Below are 19,890 nucleotides of genomic sequence, written 5' to 3'. Positions count from 1 at the left end.
GTGAGGCATTCGCACCGATGACGGCCCAGCCCGATCACCCAGACGCGAAAGCCGGTCACACCCTGATCTCGGTTGATGCGATGGGCGGTGACGAAGGCCCGGCAGCGGTTGTTGCCGGGTGTGCGCTTTCTGCGCAGGCGAACCCTGACATCGGTTTCATCCTGCATGGCCCGCAAGAGCAACTGGATCCGCTGATCGCGAAACATCGCGAATTGGCGGGCCGTTGTGACGTGCACCATGCGACCGAAGTCGTCACGATGGACGACAAGCCCAGTCAGGTTGTCCGCACCGGCAAGAACACCTCCATGTGGTCGGCCATCGAATCTGTGCGCAGTGGCGAAGCCGCTGTGGCGGTGTCCTGTGGCAATACCGGCGCGCTGATGGCGATGTCGATGATCCGGCTGCGCAAGCTGCCGGGCGTCAACCGTCCTGCGATCGCGGTGCTCTACCCCTCGTCCAATCCCCAAGGCTTTAACGTCATGCTCGACGTGGGCGCCGATGTGCGTGCCGACGCCGACGATCTGTTGCGCTTTGCCCTGATGGGGACATCCTATGCCCGCAACGGCATGGATCTACAGCGGCCGCGGGTCGGCCTGTTGAACGTCGGCACCGAAGAGCACAAGGGCCGCACAGAGCTTAAAGAAGCCTATGACCTGATTCGTGCCCAGGGCGAGTCCACCGGTTTCGATTTTGTAGGGTTTGTTGAGGGTGGCGACATCTCTGGCAACCGCGCCGATGTGATCGTGACGGACGGGTTCACCGGCAATGTCGCGATCAAGACTGGCGAAGGCACTGCCAGCATGATCGGCAACCGTCTGCGCGAGGCGTTCAAATACTCGCCGCTGTCGCGTCTTGCGTCGCTGCTGGCTTACACCTCCCTGCGCCGTCTCAGCAAAAAGATCGATCCGCGTCGTGTAAACGGCGGCGTCTTTTTGGGCTTGAACGGCACTGTGGTTAAATCGCATGGTTCGGCGGACGCTACGGGCATTTCGGCTGCGATCAAACTTGCAGCCCAACTGTCCGAGAACAAATTTAACGACAAGCTGGCCGCCCGCGTCGCCGCGACGCTGCCGGCCGAGGAGTCCCCTTCATGAGCCTGCGCGCCGTTGTCACTGGCTGTGGCCACTACCTGCCCTCCCGTGTCGTCGAGAATGCCGAGTTCGAAGCCACGCTCGACACCAACGACGAATGGATTCGCTCGCGGTCGGGGATCGAACGCCGCCATTTCGCTGCCGAAGGTGAAAATACGTCCTCCATGGCCAGCGCCGCTGCGCGCAAAGCTCTGGAAGACGCAGGCTGCGACGTTTCGGACGTCGATGCGATCATCGTCGCGACGTCCACGCCTGACCTGACCTTCCCCTCTGCCGCCACGATGGTGCAGGCCGAACTTGGCATGACCAACGGCTTTGCCTTTGACGTGCAGGCGGTTTGTGCCGGCTTCGTTTATGCGCTCGCGAATGCCAACGCGCTGATCGTCTCTGGCCAAGCCAAACGGGCATTGGTCATCGGCGCGGAAACCTTTAGCCGCATCATGGACTGGACCGACCGCTCCACCTGCGTGCTCTTTGGCGACGGTGCTGGCGCGCTGCTGCTGGAAGCACAAGAGGCCGACGGTACGCCCCAGGACCGGGGCATTCTGGCAACCGACCTGAACTCCGACGGGCGTTACCGCGATCTGCTCTACGTCGACGGTGGCGTTTCTACAGGTACGACGGGCTATTTGCGTATGCAGGGCAACCAAGTCTTCCGCCATGCGGTCGAAAAGCTCGCGGCGACAGCGAACACGGCGATGGAACGCGCCGGTGTCTCCGCCGATGACGTCGATTGGATCGTGCCGCATCAGGCCAATATCCGCATCATTCAAGGCACGGCGAAGAAGCTGAACCTGCCGATGGAACAGGTCGTCGTCACCGTTCAAGATCACGGCAATACCTCTGCCGCATCGATCCCTCTGGCGCTCTCAGTGGGCCGCGATCGGGGTCAAATCAAGCAAGGTGACCTTGTCGTGACTGAGGCTATTGGTGGTGGTCTGGCTTGGGGCGCTGTCGTTCTGCGCTGGTAAGTAATTGACGCGACGCGGAAATTTGCCGCCGAAATGCACGCAATTCGGGCATAAATGTTGACTCTAAAAAATCCTGCAGCATATGCTATCGCAAAGCATGGGGGATAATATGCCGAATAAGACATTGACGCGCATGGATCTTAGCGAAGCGGTTTTCCGCGAAGTCGGCCTCTCGCGCAACGAAAGCGCCCAGCTTGTCGAAGCGGTGTTGGAACATATGTCCGACGCGCTGGTAAGTGGTGAACAGGTCAAAATATCGTCCTTCGGCACTTTCTCGGTGCGTGACAAGACCGCCCGCGTGGGCCGCAATCCCAAGACTGGCGAAGAGGTTCCGATCAACCCCCGCCGCGTGCTGACATTCCGCCCGTCGCATCTGATGAAAGACCGCGTCGCCGAAGGCAACAAGTCCTGATCTATGGTCAAATCGCCGGACGCTTTCCGCACCATTTCTGAAGTCGCTGATTGGTTGGGCATCCAAGCCCATGTGTTGCGATTCTGGGAAAGCAAATTTACTCAAGTGAAGCCGATCAAACGGGCTGGCGGGAGGCGCTATTATCGCCCTGCCGATATGCTGCTCTTGGGTGGGATCAAGAAACTTTTGCATGATGATGGGCTGACGATCAAAGGCGTGCAGAAGATCCTGCGCGAAGATGGCATGACCCATGTTTCTTCCCTCTCTGCGCCCTTGGACGAGTTAGGCCCAGCCGACACCGACAGCACACAGTCTCTGCCCACCGAGCGGGAGACTGGCGTCGTGCTGAAATTCGGCAGCACTGCATCTGAACCTGCCGAAGAACCCGAAGCGCGCAGTGCAACGCCGGATTTCGAAGCCGAACCCCCGGCGCAAGACGCCACTCCGACTGAGGCACCGCAAGCCGAAGATCCAGCACCTTCGGAAACGCAGGCCGCTTCCGCCCTGCCCGATCCGGCACCGATTCCGTCTGAATCCGCAGCGCCCGAGGAGCCGCGCCGGATGGCAGAGCCGAAACCCTATTCCCCCATTCCGCCCGCCGACGACCATCCCCGCGCAACCCCCGATCCGCTTGCCCCCTCCGATCAATCAACCGAGGATGCGCCGCGTTTGGATGCCGCAGAGGCGCCGTCAGAGCAGGACGAACCATCGGAGCCAGCAGACGCAGAAACCACCGCACAGGGCAGCCTGCCCGGCTTCCTACAGCGTCCTTTGGGTGAAACGACGGAAGACACAGTGTCCGAGCCTGAACCGGTCGTGGAAGACCAGTCGGCTACTGCGTCCGAACCACAAGCTGAACCGGCGGACGATAACCTCTCCGATGATACGCCCAAACCGGCGATTATCGACCTGTCCGACTTTACACCCGAAGCAGACTTTCCCGCGTACCCTGGCCTGCTCACCCGCATCGCCCGCGTGCAGCGGTTGCCGCGTGACGTGCAGCCCGAGGTGGCAGGTCTGCTGCTGCAGCTTGCCGATCTGCGGGGCCGGATGGACGCGAACAGCGGCGTGAAAAGTAATTTCTGATCCCAATGGAAACTTCGGCAATTCCCTCTTGCACCGCCTGTGAGATCGGGTATGAAGCCCACGTAGTCGGGCTATGGCGCAGCCTGGTAGCGCGTCCGTCTGGGGGACGGAAGGTCGCAGGTTCGAGTCCTGCTAGCCCGACCAACCGACTACATCAAACCGCCCGTGCCTGTCAGGCGCGGGCGTTTGTCATTTGAAAGGCCCCCCGATGCCCAACGCGATGAACGGCGTGCTCCCCAATCAGCAAATCGCAGCCATGGTCGAAAGCGGCGCGATCCGTGCCGAGCCGATGGTTACAGACGCGCAGATCCAGCCGGCCAGTCTTGATCTTCGTTTGGGCACAGTCGCTTACCGCGTCCGCGCCTCATTCCTCGCCGGTCAGGGCGCCAAGGTTTCTGACCGCCTCACCGAGTTCGAGATGCACCGCGTGGACCTCAGCGAAGGCGCTGTGCTGGAAAAAGGCTGCGTCTATGTCGTGCCGCTGATGGAAGGGCTCGCGCTGCCTGAAGGCATCTCCGCCGTTGCCAACGCGAAGAGCTCCACCGGGCGGCTTGATCTGCTGACACGGACCATCACCGATGGCGGTACCGAGTTCGACCGGATCGCGCCGGGCTACACCGGGCCGCTCTACGCTGAAATCTGTCCTCGCTCCTTTTCGGTGCTCGTCCGTCCCGGAATGCGGCTCAATCAAATCCGCTTTGGCAGCGGCGATGCGACGCTTGATGATGACACTTTGCGCGCACTCCACGCGGAGACGCCGCTGGTCGATGGCAACGCGGTGATTGACGAAGGTTTGGGCTTTTCCGTCGATCTCAAACTCCCCGGCACCTGTCTTGTCGGCTACCGCGCCAAACCGCATACTGGAGTGATCGACCTCGACAAAATCGGCCATTACGATCCGGCAGCCTACTGGGAAGAGGTGCACAGCACCAACGGACAAATTATTCTCGATCCCGGCGCCTTTTATATTCTGGTAAGCCGCGAAGCGGTGACCATTCCGCCTGCCTATGCCGCTGAAATGGCGCCCTATTTGGCGATGGTTGGTGAGTTCCGCGTGCATTACGCGGGCTTCTTTGACCCCGGCTTTGGCCATGCTGCTGCTGGCGGCGCAGGATCACGCGGTGTGTTGGAAGTGCGCTGCCACGAGGCCCCGTTTGTGCTGGAGCACGGGCAGGTTGTGGGCCGTCTGGTCTACGAGCATATGGCCCAGATCCCCAGCCAGCTTTACGGCGCAGACATTGCGTCGAACTATCAAGGTCAGGGCCTTAAACTGTCGAAGCATTTCGCCGCCGTTTGAGCAGCTTTACAAAACGCGGTTTAGAATCGCGTAAATCGACGCAGCATGCGAATCCGTTGCCGCGCTTGCTTTGCGTCCAGCTTTGAACCTTTCGCGCTGCCGCCTTTACTGGCCTGACGCATCCCCGCATTCACGCCACGTGATACCAGCCGACGCATCAGCTGTCGCAGTACCATATTAACGATCCGATTCATGAACTTCCCTCTCGCATTCGCAGGCTCGATATATAGGCATTGCGGCATTTTACAGCCCCTGCGATCAATCCTCGAAGAGTTCGCTTTGGCCCTCGGTGGTTTCCGGCTCATCTTCACCATCTCCCACAACCGGAGTTAGGCTCGGCGGCGGACGGTTTTCTAGCAATCCGGCCGAGCGCAACTCTTTCAGCCCCGGCAGATCGCGTGCACTTTCGAGCCCGAAATGGTCGAGAAACTCCTCCGTCACGACCAATGTCACCGGCCGGCCCGGCGTCATCTTGCGGCGACCGAAGCGGATCCATTCCATCTCGAGCAATTGGTCCACCGTACCGCGGGAGACAGACACGCCACGGATCTCTTCGATCTCGGCCCGCGTCACCGGCTGGTGATAGGCGATGATCGCCAAGGTTTCGATCGCAGCCCTGCTCAGCTTGCGGGTCTCGATGGTTTCTTTGTGCATGAGAAACCCAAGGTCGGGCGCGGTGCGGAAGGCATAGGCGTCGCCCACTTTCATCACCTGCACGCCGCGCCCCTGATAGCGGTGGCGCAGAAAAGCCATCGCCTCCCCCACATCCGACCCGCGTGGCAAACGGTCTTCCAATTCGCGCAGCGTAATCGGCTCGGAACTGGCGAAGAGCACTGCCTCGATCATGCGTTCCTGTTCGGCCAACGAGGGCGCATCGAATAGTTTTTTCTCTTGGTATTCAGTATCTTCCGACACGCATTAATCCTTCTTGCGCAGTTGGATGGGGGCGAAAATCTCTTTCTGGCGGATTTCCAGATGCCCCTCTTTGACCAGTTCGAGGGAGGCGGCAAAGGTCGCCGCTGTTGCAGAGCGGCGCCGTTGCGGATCGCTTTCCCAGCCTTCGGGCAGATAGCTCGTCAGATCGCCCCAGTCACCCGCATAGCCGATCAGCCCGCGCATGCGCTCAAGCGCCTGTTCCATCGTAAAGACTGCATCCCGGTCCATCACGAAGGGGCGGAAATCGTCGCGGGTCCGGGTACGCGCGTAGCCTTGCATTAGGTCCAGCAGCGTCGCGGTATAGGTCACCTTTTTGACCCGCGTGATCTCATGGGTTTGGCCACGCGCAAAGAAGTCGCGCCCCAGTTGGTCACGCGCCATCAGCCGGGCTGCGGCATCGCGCATGGCTTGCAGACGCTCTAGCTGAAACGCCAGATGCGCGGCCATTTCTTCGCCGGACGGGCCTTCTTCGGTCGGGTCCGGCGGCAGGAGCAAACGGGATTTCAGGAACGCGAGCCAAGCCGCCATGACGAGATAGTCTGCCGCCAACTCCAGCCGCAACGCCTTCGCGCGTTCCACAAAAGCAAGGTATTGCCGCGCCAGTTGCAGAACTGAAATTTTGCGCAGGTCGACCTTTTGCGTGCGGCTCAGCGACAGCAGCAGGTCGAGCGGCCCTTCATAGCCGTCGACATCCACGATCAGCGCTTCGGCAGCCAGCCGCTCGGCCACGGAGCCGCCAGCCCCGTCCCCGACTTCCTCAAAAGCTGTGTCAGCCATGCAGCACTCCGCCCGAAAGCGTCTCAAACTGGGCGCTGAGGGCGTCGATGTCAATCTCGTCAGGGGTGCGTCGTGCGTCCATTGCCCGCAGGGCCCGGGTCTGGGCGGCGGGGGTCATCCCTCCTGCCGCTTCGGCAACGGCCTGGCGTTCGGTCAGCGGCCCGTTGCAATAGAGCGCCACGTCGCAGCCTGCCGCAAGGGCGGCGCGGGTGCTCTCCGCAGGCGACTGGCGCAGGGCCTTCATCGAGATGTCATCGGTCATTACTAGATTGTCGAAGCCAATGTCTTCGCGAATGATGCGCATGACCTCGGGCGACAGAGTTGCGGGGCCTTCGGCCAGCGCGTCATAGACCAGATGCGCCGTCATCCCCATCGGCAGGTCGCGTAGTGCCCGGAAAGGGGCGAAATCAACGGCTTCGAGATCGATCCGCCGGGCGTCGACACGCGGCAGATCATGGTGGCTATCCAGTGTCGCCCGCCCGTGGCCGGGCATATGTTTCATCACCGGTAAAACACCGCCTGCCAGCAGACCGTCCGACACAGCCCGACCAATCTCGGCCACCTGCCCCGGCGTTTCCCCATAGCAGCGGTTGCGCAGAAAGCGGTGCGTTTGGGCCGAAGCCACATCAATCAAGGGCGCGCAGTTGCTGTCGATCCCGACTGAAGCAAGTTCATGCGCGATAATGCGGTACATCAGGTAGAAAGCTTCGGGCGCGCGGTCACCTGTGCGTTCGGCCAATGCTAAAGGCGGGGTCCAGTCGCGCCAATAGGGGGCCGACATGCGCTGTACGCGGCCGCCTTCCTGATCGATGGTGATCACGGCTTCATGTCCCGCGGCCTCGCGGAACTCGTCACAAAGCGCGCGGACCTGATCGGGGGTGTCGATATTGCGCGCAAAAAGGATAAAGCCGAAGGGCCGCACGTCGCGAAAGAACGCTTTCTCGTCGACGCTCAGCCGGAGGCCGGTTGCGTCGAGGATCGTGGCCCCAAAAGGCTGCATCAGCGCATTACCACCGGAATGCAGTCTGCGTTTTCAGCGACCAGTGCCGAACAGAAACGGCGCGCGTCGGCGATGTCTTCAAAGCCCAGAGCGCGGAGACGGTAGAACACCCGACCGCCGCTCGTGGCTTTCTGAACGACGCGGTCCTTGCCTTGGAGATAAGGGCCGAATTGACCTTGCAGGCGGTCCCATTGCTCTCGCGCCACTTCGGGGCTGTCGAAAGCACCAAGCTGCGCCATACGGGTGCCGGCAGGCAATGTGGCGGGGTCAACTTCGCTGGCGCTGGCTTTTACAGGTGCTGTTTGCAAAGCGGCCTGCGTGACGACTGCTCCGCCCGCGGGACGGTTGCGTGGGCGCAAGGAGTTGCGGACGCCAGGTGCATTCAACACCGCTTTGACGACTTTGGGTTTGACGGAAGTATCGGCCATCGCCATTGCCACCGCAGCATCCACCGGGTCAGCCGCCGCTTTGGCCTCTGTGCCCGCGCCGCTGAGGGGGGCGACTCCATCGGTCAGTTGCGCCACGAGATCTTGGACATTGCCCGAGCGAATTGCTTCGGACGCATCAATCAACGGGGCCTCGGCTTCCTGTGACTTTGCGGCAACCATCGCGACCTGAACCGGCTGATCTTCGGCCTCTAGTTCCACGGGTTTCGGCGCAAGGCGGAGCTGATCCGCGGGGCGACCGGCACTGCCTTCGGCAGCGACCACGTTCACCGAGAGGCCCTGATGGCGGGCCAATTCGCCGCCCGGCTCTTCTGGGCGAACCCGCATTTCGCCTTGCACGGCGCGGACAACGGGAATGCCCGTTACATCTCGAATAACGAGGTTGTATCCCCAGACACCAATGCCTGCGACCAGCGCCAGAGACACTGCGGCGCCTGCGATATTGGTCAGCGTTGTCAGTGTCTTAGGTGCGGTTCCTGCTGCGTATTCTTGCATGGAATCGGACGCAAAGCCCGCCGTCGTCTGGGAAGACGTGAAATCTGCCATCTCTGCCTCTTTGCCCGGCGTGATACATCGCCACGCGGGTCTGGTCATGGGGTTGCCTGTTTTCGGCGCGCTGGTGCGGTTACCGCATCTCCTGCGCCGGTGTGACCCCAAGAATACCAAGACCCGCCGCGATTACAATCGCAACGGCACGCGACAGGGCGATTTTTGCCTGTGACGTCGCAGCGTCGCCTTCCTGCAACGCGCGCAAGCTGTCTTCGGACCGGCCAAGATGGTAGAGGCTGTGGAAATCCGACGCCAATTCATAGAGGTAGAAGGCCACCCGATGTGGCTCGTTGCTCCGTGCGGCGGTCTCTACCAAACGCGGCCATTCGGCGAGTTTGCGCAACAGACCGATCTCGGCTTCGTGGTCCAGTTTGCTGAGGTCTGCGTCCCGCAATGTTGCATCAGCGACGTCGATGCCCGCCGCTTCGGCCTTGCGCAGGATCGATGCGACCCGAGCATGGGCGTATTGCACATAGAACACCGGGTTCTCGCGGCTCTGCTCAAGCACCTTGTCAAAGTCGAAGTCGAGCATCGCGTCGTTTTTCCGCGTCAGCATGACAAAACGGGTCACGTCTGGCCCGACCTGATCGACCACATCGCGCAGGGTAACGAAGGTCCCTGCCCGCTTGGACATTTTGAAGGGCTCGCCGTTCTTAAACAGCTTGACCAACTGCGTCAGCTTGATGTCGAGCGGCACATGGCCGTCGCTCAGCGCCGAAACAGCCGCCTTCATCCGCTTCACATAGCCGCCATGATCCGCGCCAAAGACGTCGATCAGCATGTCGAAGTCGCGGCTCACCTTGTCATAGTGATAAGCGATGTCGGGGGCGAAATAGGTCCAGGAGCCGTCGGACTTCTTGACCGGACGGTCGACGTCGTCGCCATGCTCCGTCGATTTGAACAGCGTCTGCTCGCGTGGCTCCCAGTCTTCGGGTTTTTTGCCCTTTGGTGGCTCCAGCACGCCTTCGTAGATCAGCCCTTTGGATTCGAGCGAAGCGATGGCCGCCTCAATCTGGCCGGTGCCGTAGAGTGATTTTTCGCTGTAGAAAACGTCCATCTCCACGCCAAGCGCGGCCAAATCGTCGCGGATCAGGTTCATCATCGCGTCGGTGGCAAACTCGCGGATGTCGTCCAGCCATTCGCTCTCTGGCTGATCGACCAGCTTGTCGCCGTACATTTTGGCCAGTGCTTCGCCCAGTGGGATCAGATAGTCACCGGGGTATGTGCCATCGGGGAAGGCCACTTCCTTGCCATTGGCCTCGAGGTAGCGAAGATAGACCGAGCGCGCGAGCACATCGACCTGCGCGCCACCGTCGTTGATGTAATATTCGCGTGTTACGTCATAGCCCGCAAAATCAAGCAGGCTTGCCAGTGCATCGCCAAAGACCGCGCCGCGGGTGTGGCCGACGTGCAGCGGACCGGTGGGGTTCGCCGAGACATATTCCACGTTTACCCGCTGGCCAGCGCCGAGAATTGCCCGACCGAAATCGGTGCCTTGGGACAGCACCTGCCGGGCCATATTTTGCCAGACCGACGGCGCCAGCCGCAGGTTGAGGAAGCCCGGTCCAGCCACCTCGGCAGAAGTAATGCGCGGGTCGTGCAGCAGTTGCGCGGCCAATGCTTCGGCGATGTCGCGCGGCTTCATGCCCGCCGGTTTGGCCAGCACCATCGCGGCATTGGTCGCCATATCGCCATGCGCCGGATCGCGGGGCGGCTCGGCGGTGATCGGGTCAAAGTTCAGGGTCGACGGCAGAGCGTCCTGCGCGACCATGTTTTCGAGCGTGGTGATGATCAGATGGCGAATTTCGGCAAATAGGTTCATGTCGGGTATCCTTGTTCCCCGCCCGTTTATCATCTGCGGGGGGGCAGTCAATCAAGCAGAGGTGGAGGTGCCAAAGGCAGGCGCCGCGCGGAACGCTTAGTCCAGATCGATCCGGCCACTTCGGAGGCGTCGACCGGCTTTGGTCCCGAGAAAGAGCGCGGTATCGGCGGCGGCGTCCGGCTGCCCCTCAGGCACCGTCAACGTATAGAACCGTATCCCGCGGGCGGCAAATACCTCGGCGAGCGCTTTGTTAGCCGCCTCTATCGCCGCAATCAGACCACGCGCATTCAACGCCAGCGGTTCAGTTGGGCGCGGCAGAACAGTCACCACCGCCCCCTGCCCTGCAGCCAGCCCATGGCCGAAGGCGCGCATCGACGCGGACAGCCCGCGAATTTGCGCGTCGATCCCGTTGTCCGCCGTACCGTTCGCCTCAAAAGGAGTGAGGTTGAGCAAGAGATGCAGGGGCGACGCGCCCCATGCTTTGCGCAGTGGTTCCAGCCGCGCAACCGGGTTCCCCAGCACCGCCAGCCCCTCGATTTTGGCTGGTGACAGGCCAACAACCTTGGCCAGAGCCGCGGGGTTGCCGTCCATCGCCACAACATTAGCACCGAGCGTTGCGGCACGATCTGCAAACGCCGGACCCGGCCCCTGACCTGCCGAAAGAATGGCAAAGGTCGCGTCGTCAGCAAGGCTGTCTGGCAGAACCGGACTCTGAATCATGGGATCACCTGTTAATCTCTATTAACAGATAGCATGCGGCCCATATCGGCGAAAGGTTCACTCTAGCGGAAATCCCGCAGATCGCGGCCAAAGAGACGCGCGTGTTCCTGTAGGGCGAAACGGTCGGTCATCCCGGCGATATAGTCCGAGACCATTCGGGCCAAGGTCACTTCGTCCTGCGCCGCTGCGACTGCGTCAGCCCAGTGGCGCGGCAGCAGATCGGACTTCGAGAGGAATAGCGGGAAGAGGTCTTCCACCACTTTCGTAACCTTCTCGCGCTGCTCCATGACCGATGGCGCGCGATACATGCGGGTAAAGAGGAACTTGCGAATTTCCCGCAGATCGCGCCAGACTGGGTCGGAGAAGCGGATCACAGGACGGCCGAGGTGGCGAATGTCATCCGGTGATGTGGCCCCCGACTCCTTCAGCAGGTTCGCCGAGGTTTCGATCACATCCCCTACCATGACACCAAATACCCGGCGCAGCGCTTCGTGGCGGCGACGGTAGGAATCGGTATTGGGGTACAGACGATCAACCTCCGCATAGGCTGCGCCCACCATCGGCAAGTCTGCGATCTCGACCTCAGTAAAGAGCCCGGCGCGCAGCCCGTCGTGCAGATCGTGGTTGTTGTAAGCGATATCATCCGACAGCGCCGCCACCTGAGCCTCCGCACTGGCATGGGTGTGCAGTTCCAAATCGTGCCGCGCGTTGTACTCGGCCAGCGCATGAGGCAGATCGCCGGTCACCGGGCCGTTGTGTTTGGCGATGCCTTCCAGCGTGTCCCACGTCAGGTTCAGCCCGTTGAACTCGGCGTAGTGCCGTTCCAGCGCGGTGACGATCTTGATCGCCTGCGCGTTGTGGTCAAACCCGCCGTAAGGCTGCATCAGCGCATGCAGCGCGTCCTCGCCCGTATGGCCGAAGGGCGTGTGGCCCAGATCATGGGCCAGCGCCACGGCCTCAGTCAGCTCGCCGTTCAGGCGCAGCGCCCCGGCGATGGTGCGGGCCACCTGTGCCACCTCAATCGAATGGGTCAGACGGGTGCGGAAATAATCGCCCTCATGCTCCACAAAGACCTGCGTCTTGTGCTTGAGCCGCCGAAAGGCGGAGGCGTGAATGATACGGTCTCGGTCCCGCTGAAAGCAGGAGCGAAATGTGCTTTCCTCCTCGGGCACCAGCCGTCCCCTGGCGGTGTCCGGATCGGAGGCGAAATCTGCGCGCATTGCGGCTGGCCCTTATTGCGGTCCTTGTGACCTGTCCTTGTGGTTTCTATATGTTAGGTGAACACGGAAGAAAACCGATGCATCGGAGCTTGCAGATGAACCTGCCCCCCAAAGTGACCCCCCGCGCCTTTGAACGCCTTGCCGAGATCGGGGCCGCGGACGAAGGCAAAGCCCTGCGCATCGCCGTCGAAGGCGGCGGTTGTTCGGGGTTTCAGTATGAGATTGCGCTGGATGAGCCCGCCGAGGACGATCTGGTGCTTGAAGGCGCTGGCCAAAAGGTGGTGGTCGATAGTGTTTCCTTGCCATTTCTGGCCGATGCGGTGATCGATTTTACCGAAGAATTGATCGGTGCGCGCTTTACCATCGAGAACCCCAACGCGACGGCGGCTTGTGGCTGCGGCACGTCTTTCTCGATGTAAGAGCCCGCCTGCGCCTATTGCACACCCGCGCGGGCAAAACCTTCAAAGAAATCCTCAAACCGGGGGCTGGAGCGTTCGGCCTCGACCAATACCGCATGCGTGTCGGGCCCGAGGTAGGACAGCACATGCGGGCGCATCCGTCCCCAGTCCGCGCTACGTGCACCGCCCATGTCGCGCAGACAAACAGCCAAAGGCCGCAATGCACCGCCCGATACGCGGTCCCGATGAAAGCGAAGCGCGCCTGTAGGCACCGGGTGGCATAGCGCCGGGCGCCCGGCAATCTTTGCGGCCCACCCTGTTACCAACCATTCATGAAAGTCGTCATGCAGTGGCGCACCTTGATCCGCGCAGATCAGGTGTTCGCCATGCGCGGTCGCAACGGCGGCCTCCCAAAGTGGACTAGGCTGCACGCCCGCAAAACGCTGCGCGGCGCAGACTTCGGCCAGCAGGTCCATGTCTTGATCGAGAAAGGCCAGCAGGCCGGTGTATTCCAGACTGACCAGCACTTCGGGCGCGAGGGACGGGTCTCTGCGCCCGTAATCCGAAAGATAATAAACGATATGGGTTAGCTCATAAGCCGCCTTGCGATTTGGCAGTGCGAAGGTATCGGTCCGCCCGATAAAGCGCCGCAACCGTGCACCCAGAGCGCCATCATCCACCTGAGGACCGATGCCACGACGCTGCATCAGACGCCGCGCTTCCGCCCGCTGAAGGTCTGACAGTTCCGCCTCAACCAAACCCGCCCGCGCGACCCGCTCGCACAGTTCAGTGCCGTAGAGTTCGGGGAGTCCGAGGTCTTCAAGATCGAGGCAAATCGACAGGATGAAACGGTAGTATTGTGGGAAATCGCAGAGGGTTTGGAGCACTTCGGCGTGGAAAGTTTCGAGAGGTTCTAAACCAGCTGGGCCAATATCGACGCCCAGGCTCGCCAATGCTCCGAGCAACTCTGCATTCTCTTTAAGCCAGAAAACGTCCCCCTGATGGCGCCGCTGGGTCGCGACTGCGTTGATAAGGCGCGGGAGCCGGGTGGTTTCGTCAGGCGCGTCAGCGGGTCTGAGGGGTACAACATTTGTCATGAGTGGCCTCCGGTGCTGAGAGCGGGCGCAGGAACCGCCCGCTCTGCGGTCAGTAATCCGTTACGCGTGCTGCGGGCTCAGGCCGGTTGTGAAAAGACCTGTGCCAGCGCCCTGCCCCATACGGGTTTCGCGGCACTGCAACCCGGTCGTAAACATCTCAACCCCGCCGCCAGTCAGATGGTCCCCTTCGCCATGGCAAAGACCCGTGGTGAAAAGCTCGGTACCGGCTCCGATTTCGAGGGCATTTTGGGCGGCTGGCATGGTTGTCAGGGGTGCTGTAATCTGTGCTGCTACTGCGGTCATATCCGTATCCTTTTTCGCTACATTGCAATTTAAAGATGTGGTGACTCATCTCATGCAGCTTAAACGTGTTTAGCCAAGATATTTTTGCGTTAACCATTTGTAATGCTTCATTTATCCACATTAGCTTCAACCCGTAGTTAGGCACTATGAAACTGCAGTTCGGAACTTTACTTCCGCCGAAATTTTTCTATCCACAGGGCTAGGGTAGGACAAAACACTTTCCCTCCATGCTCGCTATTCCCTTACTGCGTGTAATGACTAAGGCGAATCATCTAGGGGACGAGCGCGGTCGGCCCTTGCCCGAAGCTTTCGATTGCGCGATAGCGGAAGGAAGAACCTAAGGGGGCCGAGATGAAGATCGCTAGTTTCAACATTAATGGAATCAAAGCACGCGCCGCGGCACTGCCCGAATGGCTCGATGAAGCCCGGCCCGACGTTGTGGTTCTGCAAGAGATCAAATCGGTTGATGAGGCCTTCCCGCGCGACCTGTTCGAAGACCGCGGCTACAATGTCGAAACACATGGGCAGAAGTCGTTCAACGGGGTGGCAATCCTGTCGAAACTGCCGCTGGAAGATGTGACCCGCGGCCTGCCCGGTGATGACACTGATGAGCAGGCACGCTGGATCGAAGCCACGGTTGTCGGCGATGAGATGGCGGTGCGGGTTTGCGGGCTTTACTTGCCCAATGGCAACCCGGTGCCGGGCCCCAAATACGACTACAAACTGGCTTGGATGGAACGGCTTCAAACGCGCGCGGAGAGGTTGCTGGCTGAGGAAACACCTTTCCTCATGGCGGGCGATTACAACATCATCCCGCAGGCAGAGGACGCAGCAAAACCTGACAGCTGGCGCGAAGATGCGCTCTTTCGTCCTGAATCCCGCGCGGCATGGCGGCGGCTGGTGAACCTTGGGCTAACCGACGCGTTCCGCGCGCGCACTCAAGGGCCGGGCCATTATTCTTTCTGGGATTATCAGGCGGGCGCGTGGAACCGGAACAACGGCATTCGGATCGACCACTTTCTTCTGTCGCCAGCCTGCGCGGACCGCTTGCGCGACTGTCAGATTGATCGCGACGTGCGCGGGCGCTACAAACCGTCGGATCACGTGCCGATCTGGGTTGAGTTGGACATCTAATGCGGGGGGCTGTCTGCCCCCCGGACCCCCCGAAACTATTTTTGGCCAAAAAGAGTTAGGGGGTCAGGCTTCGAGCTCAGCGTCCCAATAGAGGAAGTCCATCCAGCTTTCGTGGAGATGGCCGGGTGGGAACTTACGGCCCATGTTGCGCAACTCTTCGGCCCCCGGTTGGCGCGGGGGCTTGCGGAGGGCAAGCCCTGTGCGGTGCAGCGGGCGCGAGCCTTTGCGCAGGTTGCAGGGGCTGCACGCGGCTACGACATTCTGCCAGCTGGTCACACCGCCTGCCGCGCGGGGCACCACGTGGTCAAAGGTCAGATCACCGCGGGCACCGCAGTACTGACAGCGGAATTCGTCTCTCAGAAATAAATTAAAGCGCGTGAAGGCCACGCGCTTTTGGGGTTTGACGTAATCTTTGAGGACGACAACAGAGGGGATCTTGATCACCGTTGACGGGCTGCGCACCACATCGTCGTATTCGGCGACGATCTCTACCCTGTCGAGCCATTTGGCTTTGACTGCTTCTTGCCAGGGCCAGAGTGACAGCGGGTAGTAGGACAAGGGCCGGTAATCCGCGTTGAGCACCAGCGCGGGGCGATGTTTGAGCGCCGCCGGGTGGCGGGTAAATTCGGTCCTGAAATCGCCGTCCATCTGGTCGCGTCCTCTGCCCGTTTCTTATCACTATATCTCGCGGTTTCTCTCTGGCAAGACAAAGGTGAACCACTAGATGTCGCCGATCTTAGGGCTGTGGTATGACAGGGCCGTGACAGGAGGCCGAAATTTGCTAGGCTGGGGGCATGACTGATGAAAGCCTGCCTGCCGCTCCTTCGCCCAAAGCCTTGCTTGAAGCCGCGCTCTATGTCGATGACCTGGACGCCGCGCGGCATTTCTACCGCGATCTGCTGGGGTTACCGCTGTTTCAGGAGGTGCCGGGGCGGCATATGTTCTTTGATCTGGGGGCTTCGGTCCTGCTGGTATTCAACCCGACTGCCACAGCCCAACCGCCGGGAAATCCTGATATGCCGGTCCCGCCGCATGGCGCGCAGGGACCCGGGCATGTGTGTTTTGCAATGGCGCGAGCGGAGATTGCGGCAATGCAGGACCGGTTGGCGGCAGCCAAGGTCCCGATCGACACCGTGTTCGATTGGCCGAACGGGGCGCGCTCGCTCTACGTGCGCGACCCGGCGGGCAATTCGGTTGAGTTCTCGGAGCCCTGGCTCTGGGATGCAATGAAGGGTTAGAGCCCCAGTTTGTCGCGCATAAAGGCCAGCGCCACGCTTAGCCCATCGGGCGCGATGCCGTGGGCGGTGCCTTTCATGACATGGGCATAGACGTCCTGCCATCCGGCCTCTTGCAGAGCTTCTGCGGCTTGCGGCAGGGATTGAGGCGGCACAACGTCATCAGAATCACCGTGCACCAGCAGCACCGGCGGTTTTACCTGCGCTTCGTCGGCCAGCGCTTCGGGGTTCAGCAGACGGCCTGAGAAGGCGACGATCCCGGCAACCGCGTCTTCACGGCGCGGGGCCACATGCAGGGCCATCATTGTGCCTTGGGAGAAGCCAAAGAGCACGACCTGTTCCGGCAGCACGTCTTCGTCCACCATCAGCGCGTCGAGGAAGGCGTCGAGGTCTTCGACCGCGCTTATCATGCCGCGCATGGATTCTTCCTCAGAGGAGCCGTCGATCCAAGGGATCGGGAACCACTGGAACCCCATCGGCGCACCGGCGCAGGCTTCGGGCGCATCCGGCGCAATGAAAAGCGTGTCTGGCAGATGCTCGCCCAGCGGATCGGCAAGGCCCAGCAGGTCCGCGCCGTTGGCCCCATAGCCATGCAGGAACACCACCACCGACCGTGTGGTGCCAGAGACCGGCTCGCGGCGCTCGGCTTTCAAAACCCGTGTCATGACAATCCTTCCTTTTGTTTCAGCACCCGGTAGTAGGCAAAGAGCAGCCGGGCCGCAACCGAGCGCCAAGGTGACCATGCGGTGGCCATTGCGTCGAGGTCTTTGGGGGCCGGACGGGCGGGCAAGTCAAATAGCATGCGTGCGGATTCTTGGAGCGCCAGGTCGCCTGCTGGGAAGATGTCCCGGCGGCCGAGACAGAACATGACATAGACCTGCGCCGTCCAAGGGCCGATGCCGGGCATCTCGGTCAGAGCAGTGATGGCTTCGGTATCTGGCAGGCTGTGAAGCGCATCGAAGTCGAAGTCCCGTTTGGCCAGTGCCAGCACATAGCGCGCTTTGGGGCGGCTCAGACCCGCGGCGCGCAAACCGTCTTCTCCTGCGGCAATCACGTTGTGTGGCTGATCGTATCCGGCGGCCATGAGCCGTGCGAGAATGGCCGTCGCGGAGGCGACGCTCACCTGCTGGCCGACGATAATATCAACCAGTCCCGCGAAGCCGGCGGGGCGAAGACGTAGAGGTAAGGGGCCGGTGCGCGCCAGAGCGGCGGCAAATGCCGGTTCTCTCTGCGCGAGCCAGGCCGCCCCTTCGGCGACATCAGCATCGCAGGTGATAACTGGATGTGAGGTCACAGATTGCGCACCCAGTCGAATATCGCGTCCAAATCGGATAGGCGCGGTGTATTCTGCGGCAGCGGTGGGCGGTCGATCAGGACCACCGGGATGCCAAGTGCGAGGGCGGCGTCGACTTTTGGGCGGCTCCCCTCCCCACCGAGGTTGCGGCAGATCAGCAGATCGACAGCAAGGTCGCGGAACAAGGCCATTTCCCCCTCTACGGTAAAAGGTGGCGTGTCAAAGATGAGATCGACGAAATCATAGGGCGCTGGCCGGTCGTGCCCGCTGGTCTGACGGAGCATGAGGCGGCTGCCGCGGAACGGCGTGAAGTCCGCAAGACTGGGCCAACCGGTCGCGGCGAAAACCCGTGCTCCCTGCTGAATGGACCGGGCGGCGCTAGCGACATCGGGGGCGGCTTGTAGGAGCGGATTGTCGATGGGCCAGGCGGGACGCTCGAAACTTACGAAGCGCAACCCGAGTTCGGAGGCCGCGGCATAACCCGCGTGGCTCAGCAGCGCGTCGAACCCGTGGCTGCAGTCCAGCACCGCATCGAAACCTGCCATATCCCGGCGCAGCGCGTCCTTGTCGCTCGGATCTCGCAACGCATAGGAGACGAGCATTGGCGTGTCGCCACGGGGCGGTTCGGTCAGCCATGCGGATAGGTCAAAGCCTTCGCCCAAAAGGCGTTCTGCCAGTTGCCGCGCTTCGGCGCTACCGGCGAGCAAAAGGAGCTTTGGAGAAGATCGGCTGCGCGTTGTCATTGGCACGATCATCGGCGAGCTTCCGGTCGGGCGCAAGCGCCAAGCAGTCCCTCAGACACCCTACCCGTTCCTATGAAAACTGGCGTCGGGCTTGCCCTTCCTCCGGCGCGGGGCTACCCCTTGGCGGCAAGCAAGGAATACCGACATGACCGACGATAGACGCGCGCGGCGCAATGTGGCGGTGCTGGTGGCAGCACAGGCCTTTCTCGGGGCGCAGATGCCGATGATCTTTCTCGTCGGGGGCCTTGCGGGGCAATCACTGGCGACCAATGTCTGTCTGGCGACCTTGCCGATCTCAATGATTGTTCTCGGCTCCATGCTCTCGGCAACTCCGGTCTCTGCAATCATGCAGCGTTTCGGACGCCGCGCGGGGTTTTTCCTAGGCGCTCTGGGCGGGGCTGCGGGCGCTGCGGTGGCCGCTTACGGGCTCTACCTCGCCTCCTTTCCGGTATTCCTCGCGGGGTCTTTACTGACTGGCGTCTATATGTCCGCGCAGGGGTTTTACCGTTTCGCTGCGGCGGACACCGCCTCGGATGACTTCCGGCCCAAGGCGATCTCCTATGTCATGGCGGGGGGGCTGATTTCAGCCGTGCTTGGGCCACAACTGGCCACGGCCACCTCCGAAAGCTTCGTTGTCCCGTTTCTGGGCACCTATATGGCTGTGGTCGCGGTGAATGTGATCGGGGCGCTGCTGTTTCTTTTCCTCGACATTCCCAAGCCGCCGATCCCTGCCCATGACGCGCCCAAAGGCCGCAGCCGCTGGGAGTTGCTGACTACCCCGCGCATCGCTGTCGCGGTGATCTGCGCCATGGTGTCCTATGCGCTGATGAACCTCGTTATGACCTCGACCCCGCTCGCGGTCGTGGGCTGTGGCTATAGCCAAGACAACGCGGGTTATGTGGTGACCGGGCATGTGCTGGCGATGTTCGCGCCGTCTTTCTTTACCGGCCATCTGATTTCCCGCTTTGGCGTGGAGCGGATCATGGGGCTGGGCATCGCGATCCTTGCGGGCGCGGGCTTGGTGGCCTTGCAAGGCGTTGAACTGGGCAACTTCTTTGTCGCTCTGATCTTGCTTGGTCTGGGCTGGAACTTTGGTTTCATTGGCGCGACCACGATGCTGGCGGGTGCGCATGAGCCGCATGAGCGCGGGCGTATGCAGGGGTTGAACGACCTGCTGGTCTTTGGCGGCGTGACGGTTGCCTCGCTGGCGTCGGGCGGGTTGATGAACTGTTCGGGCGGCACGGCGCAAGAAGGCTGGGCGGCGGTGAACATCGCGATGGTGCCGTTCTTGGTGCTCGCCGGTGGCTCACTGATCTGGCTGGTGATGCGCAATCGACGTGCGGCGCGGCTGACCTAAGC

At 61.5% G+C, this 19,890-nt stretch carries 22 protein-coding genes and 1 tRNA gene; 10 read left to right on the top strand and 13 right to left on the bottom strand.

The window, feature by feature from the left end:
- Positions 1-17 precede the first annotated feature (17 nt).
- The 6 genes from plsX to BLS57_RS08910 all read left to right on the top strand — a co-directional run bounded on the left by plsX (position 18) and on the right by BLS57_RS08910 (position 4,857).
- Positions 18-1,094, top strand: a complete 1,077-nt coding sequence (gene plsX / locus BLS57_RS08935) for a phosphate acyltransferase PlsX (RefSeq protein ID WP_093741385.1) — start codon at positions 18-20, stop codon at positions 1,092-1,094.
- Positions 1,091-2,062, top strand: a complete 972-nt coding sequence (locus BLS57_RS08930; protein WP_093741384.1) for a beta-ketoacyl-ACP synthase III — start codon at positions 1,091-1,093, stop codon at positions 2,060-2,062. The genes plsX and BLS57_RS08930 overlap by 4 nt, the downstream gene beginning before the upstream one ends.
- Before the next feature lie 109 nt (positions 2,063-2,171).
- Complete coding sequence (gene ihfA, locus BLS57_RS08925) at positions 2,172-2,474, top strand: integration host factor subunit alpha (protein ID WP_093741382.1); 303 nt, start codon at positions 2,172-2,174, stop codon at positions 2,472-2,474.
- 3 nt (positions 2,475-2,477) lie between these two features.
- Positions 2,478-3,560 (top strand): MerR family transcriptional regulator, encoded by a 1,083-nt coding sequence (locus BLS57_RS08920; protein ID WP_093741380.1) that lies wholly within the window; start codon positions 2,478-2,480, stop codon positions 3,558-3,560.
- Between the two features lie 67 nt (positions 3,561-3,627).
- Positions 3,628-3,704 (top strand) — tRNA-Pro (locus BLS57_RS08915).
- Between the two features lie 76 nt (positions 3,705-3,780).
- Positions 3,781-4,857, top strand: a complete 1,077-nt coding sequence (locus BLS57_RS08910; RefSeq protein WP_093741914.1) for a 2'-deoxycytidine 5'-triphosphate deaminase — start codon at positions 3,781-3,783, stop codon at positions 4,855-4,857.
- A gap of 258 nt (positions 4,858-5,115) precedes the next feature.
- On the opposite strand, the gene scpB is transcribed toward BLS57_RS08910, so the two are convergent.
- The 7 genes from scpB to BLS57_RS08875 form a co-directional block, all read right to left on the bottom strand.
- A complete protein-coding gene (scpB, locus tag BLS57_RS08905) occupies positions 5,116-5,772 on the bottom strand; it encodes an SMC-Scp complex subunit ScpB (RefSeq protein WP_093741378.1) in 657 nt (218 codons plus the stop codon).
- A 3-nt stretch (positions 5,773-5,775) separates the two neighbouring features.
- A complete protein-coding gene (locus BLS57_RS08900) occupies positions 5,776-6,570 on the bottom strand; it encodes a segregation and condensation protein A (RefSeq protein ID WP_093741377.1) in 795 nt (264 codons plus the stop codon).
- The gene (locus BLS57_RS08895) at positions 6,563-7,570 is read right to left on the bottom strand and encodes a glycoside hydrolase family 3 N-terminal domain-containing protein (RefSeq protein WP_093741375.1); all 1,008 of its coding nucleotides are present in this window, start codon (positions 7,568-7,570) and stop codon (positions 6,563-6,565) included. The genes BLS57_RS08900 and BLS57_RS08895 overlap by 8 nt, the downstream gene beginning before the upstream one ends.
- On the bottom strand, positions 7,570-8,562 hold the full coding sequence (locus BLS57_RS08890) for an SPOR domain-containing protein (protein ID WP_244153637.1): 993 nt from the start codon (positions 8,560-8,562) through the stop codon (positions 7,570-7,572). The genes BLS57_RS08895 and BLS57_RS08890 overlap by 1 nt, the downstream gene beginning before the upstream one ends.
- A gap of 79 nt (positions 8,563-8,641) precedes the next feature.
- The gene (gene argS, locus BLS57_RS08885) at positions 8,642-10,387 is read right to left on the bottom strand and encodes an arginine--tRNA ligase (protein ID WP_093741371.1); all 1,746 of its coding nucleotides are present in this window, start codon (positions 10,385-10,387) and stop codon (positions 8,642-8,644) included.
- 96 nt (positions 10,388-10,483) lie between these two features.
- Complete coding sequence (locus BLS57_RS08880) at positions 10,484-11,107, bottom strand: Rossmann-fold NAD(P)-binding domain-containing protein (protein ID WP_093741368.1); 624 nt, start codon at positions 11,105-11,107, stop codon at positions 10,484-10,486.
- A 62-nt stretch (positions 11,108-11,169) separates the two neighbouring features.
- Positions 11,170-12,327, bottom strand: coding sequence for a deoxyguanosinetriphosphate triphosphohydrolase (locus BLS57_RS08875; RefSeq protein ID WP_093741366.1), 1,158 nt, complete (start codon positions 12,325-12,327; stop codon positions 11,170-11,172).
- A gap of 95 nt (positions 12,328-12,422) precedes the next feature.
- Here BLS57_RS08875 and BLS57_RS08870 point away from each other — a divergent pair, with 95 nt between their 5' ends.
- Complete coding sequence (locus BLS57_RS08870; protein WP_093741912.1) at positions 12,423-12,746, top strand: HesB/IscA family protein; 324 nt, start codon at positions 12,423-12,425, stop codon at positions 12,744-12,746.
- Between the two features lie 14 nt (positions 12,747-12,760).
- Here BLS57_RS08870 and BLS57_RS08865 read toward each other — a convergent pair whose 3' ends face one another.
- Both BLS57_RS08865 and BLS57_RS08860 read right to left on the bottom strand, forming a co-directional pair.
- Complete coding sequence (locus BLS57_RS08865; protein WP_093741364.1) at positions 12,761-13,822, bottom strand: DUF6902 family protein; 1,062 nt, start codon at positions 13,820-13,822, stop codon at positions 12,761-12,763.
- A gap of 60 nt (positions 13,823-13,882) precedes the next feature.
- A complete protein-coding gene (locus BLS57_RS08860; protein WP_093741362.1) occupies positions 13,883-14,125 on the bottom strand; it encodes a DUF6749 family protein in 243 nt (80 codons plus the stop codon).
- Positions 14,126-14,476: 351 nt separating this feature from the next.
- On the opposite strand from BLS57_RS08860, the gene xth reads away from it, so the two are divergent.
- Positions 14,477-15,259, top strand: a complete 783-nt coding sequence (xth, locus tag BLS57_RS08855; protein ID WP_093741359.1) for an exodeoxyribonuclease III — start codon at positions 14,477-14,479, stop codon at positions 15,257-15,259.
- Between the two features lie 63 nt (positions 15,260-15,322).
- On the opposite strand, the gene BLS57_RS08850 is transcribed toward xth, so the two are convergent.
- The gene (locus tag BLS57_RS08850) at positions 15,323-15,907 is read right to left on the bottom strand and encodes an HNH endonuclease (protein WP_093741356.1); all 585 of its coding nucleotides are present in this window, start codon (positions 15,905-15,907) and stop codon (positions 15,323-15,325) included.
- Between the two features lie 146 nt (positions 15,908-16,053).
- On the opposite strand from BLS57_RS08850, the gene BLS57_RS08845 reads away from it, so the two are divergent.
- Positions 16,054-16,497, top strand: a complete 444-nt coding sequence (locus tag BLS57_RS08845; RefSeq protein ID WP_093741353.1) for a VOC family protein — start codon at positions 16,054-16,056, stop codon at positions 16,495-16,497.
- On the opposite strand, the gene BLS57_RS08840 is transcribed toward BLS57_RS08845, so the two are convergent.
- Genes BLS57_RS08840 through BLS57_RS08830 form a run of 3 tightly spaced genes read right to left on the bottom strand, consistent with a single transcriptional unit; the run spans position 16,494 to position 18,531 of the window.
- The gene (locus BLS57_RS08840; protein WP_093741351.1) at positions 16,494-17,159 is read right to left on the bottom strand and encodes an alpha/beta hydrolase; all 666 of its coding nucleotides are present in this window, start codon (positions 17,157-17,159) and stop codon (positions 16,494-16,496) included. The two genes, BLS57_RS08845 and BLS57_RS08840, sit on opposite strands and share 4 nt — an antisense overlap.
- Positions 17,156-17,788: a DNA-3-methyladenine glycosylase family protein gene (locus BLS57_RS08835; RefSeq protein ID WP_093741349.1), complete on the bottom strand. Its 633-nt coding sequence runs from the start codon at positions 17,786-17,788 to the stop codon at positions 17,156-17,158. Before BLS57_RS08835 ends, BLS57_RS08840 begins: the two co-directional genes overlap by 4 nt.
- A complete protein-coding gene (locus BLS57_RS08830; protein ID WP_167356394.1) occupies positions 17,785-18,531 on the bottom strand; it encodes a precorrin-6A/cobalt-precorrin-6A reductase in 747 nt (248 codons plus the stop codon). Before BLS57_RS08830 ends, BLS57_RS08835 begins: the two co-directional genes overlap by 4 nt.
- A gap of 145 nt (positions 18,532-18,676) precedes the next feature.
- Here BLS57_RS08830 and BLS57_RS08825 point away from each other — a divergent pair, with 145 nt between their 5' ends.
- Positions 18,677-19,888 carry an MFS transporter gene (locus tag BLS57_RS08825; protein WP_093741345.1) on the top strand — a complete coding sequence of 404 codons (1,212 nt, stop codon included), beginning with the start codon at positions 18,677-18,679 and terminating at the stop codon, positions 19,886-19,888.
- Positions 19,889-19,890: the final 2 nt, after the last annotated feature.

The organism is Sulfitobacter delicatus (assembly GCF_900102535.1).
Lineage (GTDB): Bacteria > Pseudomonadota > Alphaproteobacteria > Rhodobacterales > Rhodobacteraceae > Sulfitobacter > Sulfitobacter delicatus.
The sequence above is the reverse complement of the archived record's forward strand: the minus strand, read 5'-3'. Positions and strand labels throughout refer to the sequence as shown.

Excerpts from the sequence above, each read along its gene's own strand:
- plsX (WP_093741385.1), top strand. The coding sequence starts at position 18 with ATGACGGCCCAGCCCGATCACCCAGACGCGAAAGCCGGTCACACCCTG.
- argS (WP_093741371.1), bottom strand. The coding sequence starts at position 10,387 with ATGAACCTATTTGCCGAAATTCGCCATCTGATCATCACCACGCTCGAA.
- BLS57_RS08840 (WP_093741351.1), bottom strand. The coding sequence starts at position 17,159 with ATGACACGGGTTTTGAAAGCCGAGCGCCGCGAGCCGGTCTCTGGCACC.
- BLS57_RS08880 (WP_093741368.1), bottom strand. The coding sequence starts at position 11,107 with ATGATTCAGAGTCCGGTTCTGCCAGACAGCCTTGCTGACGACGCGACC.
- xth (WP_093741359.1), top strand. The coding sequence starts at position 14,477 with ATGAAGATCGCTAGTTTCAACATTAATGGAATCAAAGCACGCGCCGCG.
- BLS57_RS08900 (WP_093741377.1), bottom strand. The coding sequence starts at position 6,570 with ATGGCTGACACAGCTTTTGAGGAAGTCGGGGACGGGGCTGGCGGCTCC.
- BLS57_RS08850 (WP_093741356.1), bottom strand. The coding sequence starts at position 15,907 with ATGGACGGCGATTTCAGGACCGAATTTACCCGCCACCCGGCGGCGCTC.
- BLS57_RS08930 (WP_093741384.1), top strand. The coding sequence starts at position 1,091 with ATGAGCCTGCGCGCCGTTGTCACTGGCTGTGGCCACTACCTGCCCTCC.
- BLS57_RS08865 (WP_093741364.1), bottom strand. The coding sequence starts at position 13,822 with ATGACAAATGTTGTACCCCTCAGACCCGCTGACGCGCCTGACGAAACC.
- BLS57_RS08895 (WP_093741375.1), bottom strand. The coding sequence starts at position 7,570 with ATGCAGCCTTTTGGGGCCACGATCCTCGACGCAACCGGCCTCCGGCTG.
- BLS57_RS08830 (WP_167356394.1), bottom strand. The coding sequence starts at position 18,531 with ATGACAACGCGCAGCCGATCTTCTCCAAAGCTCCTTTTGCTCGCCGGT.
- ihfA (WP_093741382.1), top strand. The coding sequence starts at position 2,172 with ATGCCGAATAAGACATTGACGCGCATGGATCTTAGCGAAGCGGTTTTC.
- BLS57_RS08910 (WP_093741914.1), top strand. The coding sequence starts at position 3,781 with ATGAACGGCGTGCTCCCCAATCAGCAAATCGCAGCCATGGTCGAAAGC.
- BLS57_RS08860 (WP_093741362.1), bottom strand. The coding sequence starts at position 14,125 with ATGACCGCAGTAGCAGCACAGATTACAGCACCCCTGACAACCATGCCA.
- BLS57_RS08875 (WP_093741366.1), bottom strand. The coding sequence starts at position 12,327 with ATGCGCGCAGATTTCGCCTCCGATCCGGACACCGCCAGGGGACGGCTG.
- BLS57_RS08870 (WP_093741912.1), top strand. The coding sequence starts at position 12,423 with ATGAACCTGCCCCCCAAAGTGACCCCCCGCGCCTTTGAACGCCTTGCC.
- BLS57_RS08920 (WP_093741380.1), top strand. The coding sequence starts at position 2,478 with ATGGTCAAATCGCCGGACGCTTTCCGCACCATTTCTGAAGTCGCTGAT.
- BLS57_RS08825 (WP_093741345.1), top strand. The coding sequence starts at position 18,677 with ATGACCGACGATAGACGCGCGCGGCGCAATGTGGCGGTGCTGGTGGCA.
- BLS57_RS08890 (WP_244153637.1), bottom strand. The coding sequence starts at position 8,562 with ATGGCAGATTTCACGTCTTCCCAGACGACGGCGGGCTTTGCGTCCGAT.
- BLS57_RS08845 (WP_093741353.1), top strand. The coding sequence starts at position 16,054 with ATGACTGATGAAAGCCTGCCTGCCGCTCCTTCGCCCAAAGCCTTGCTT.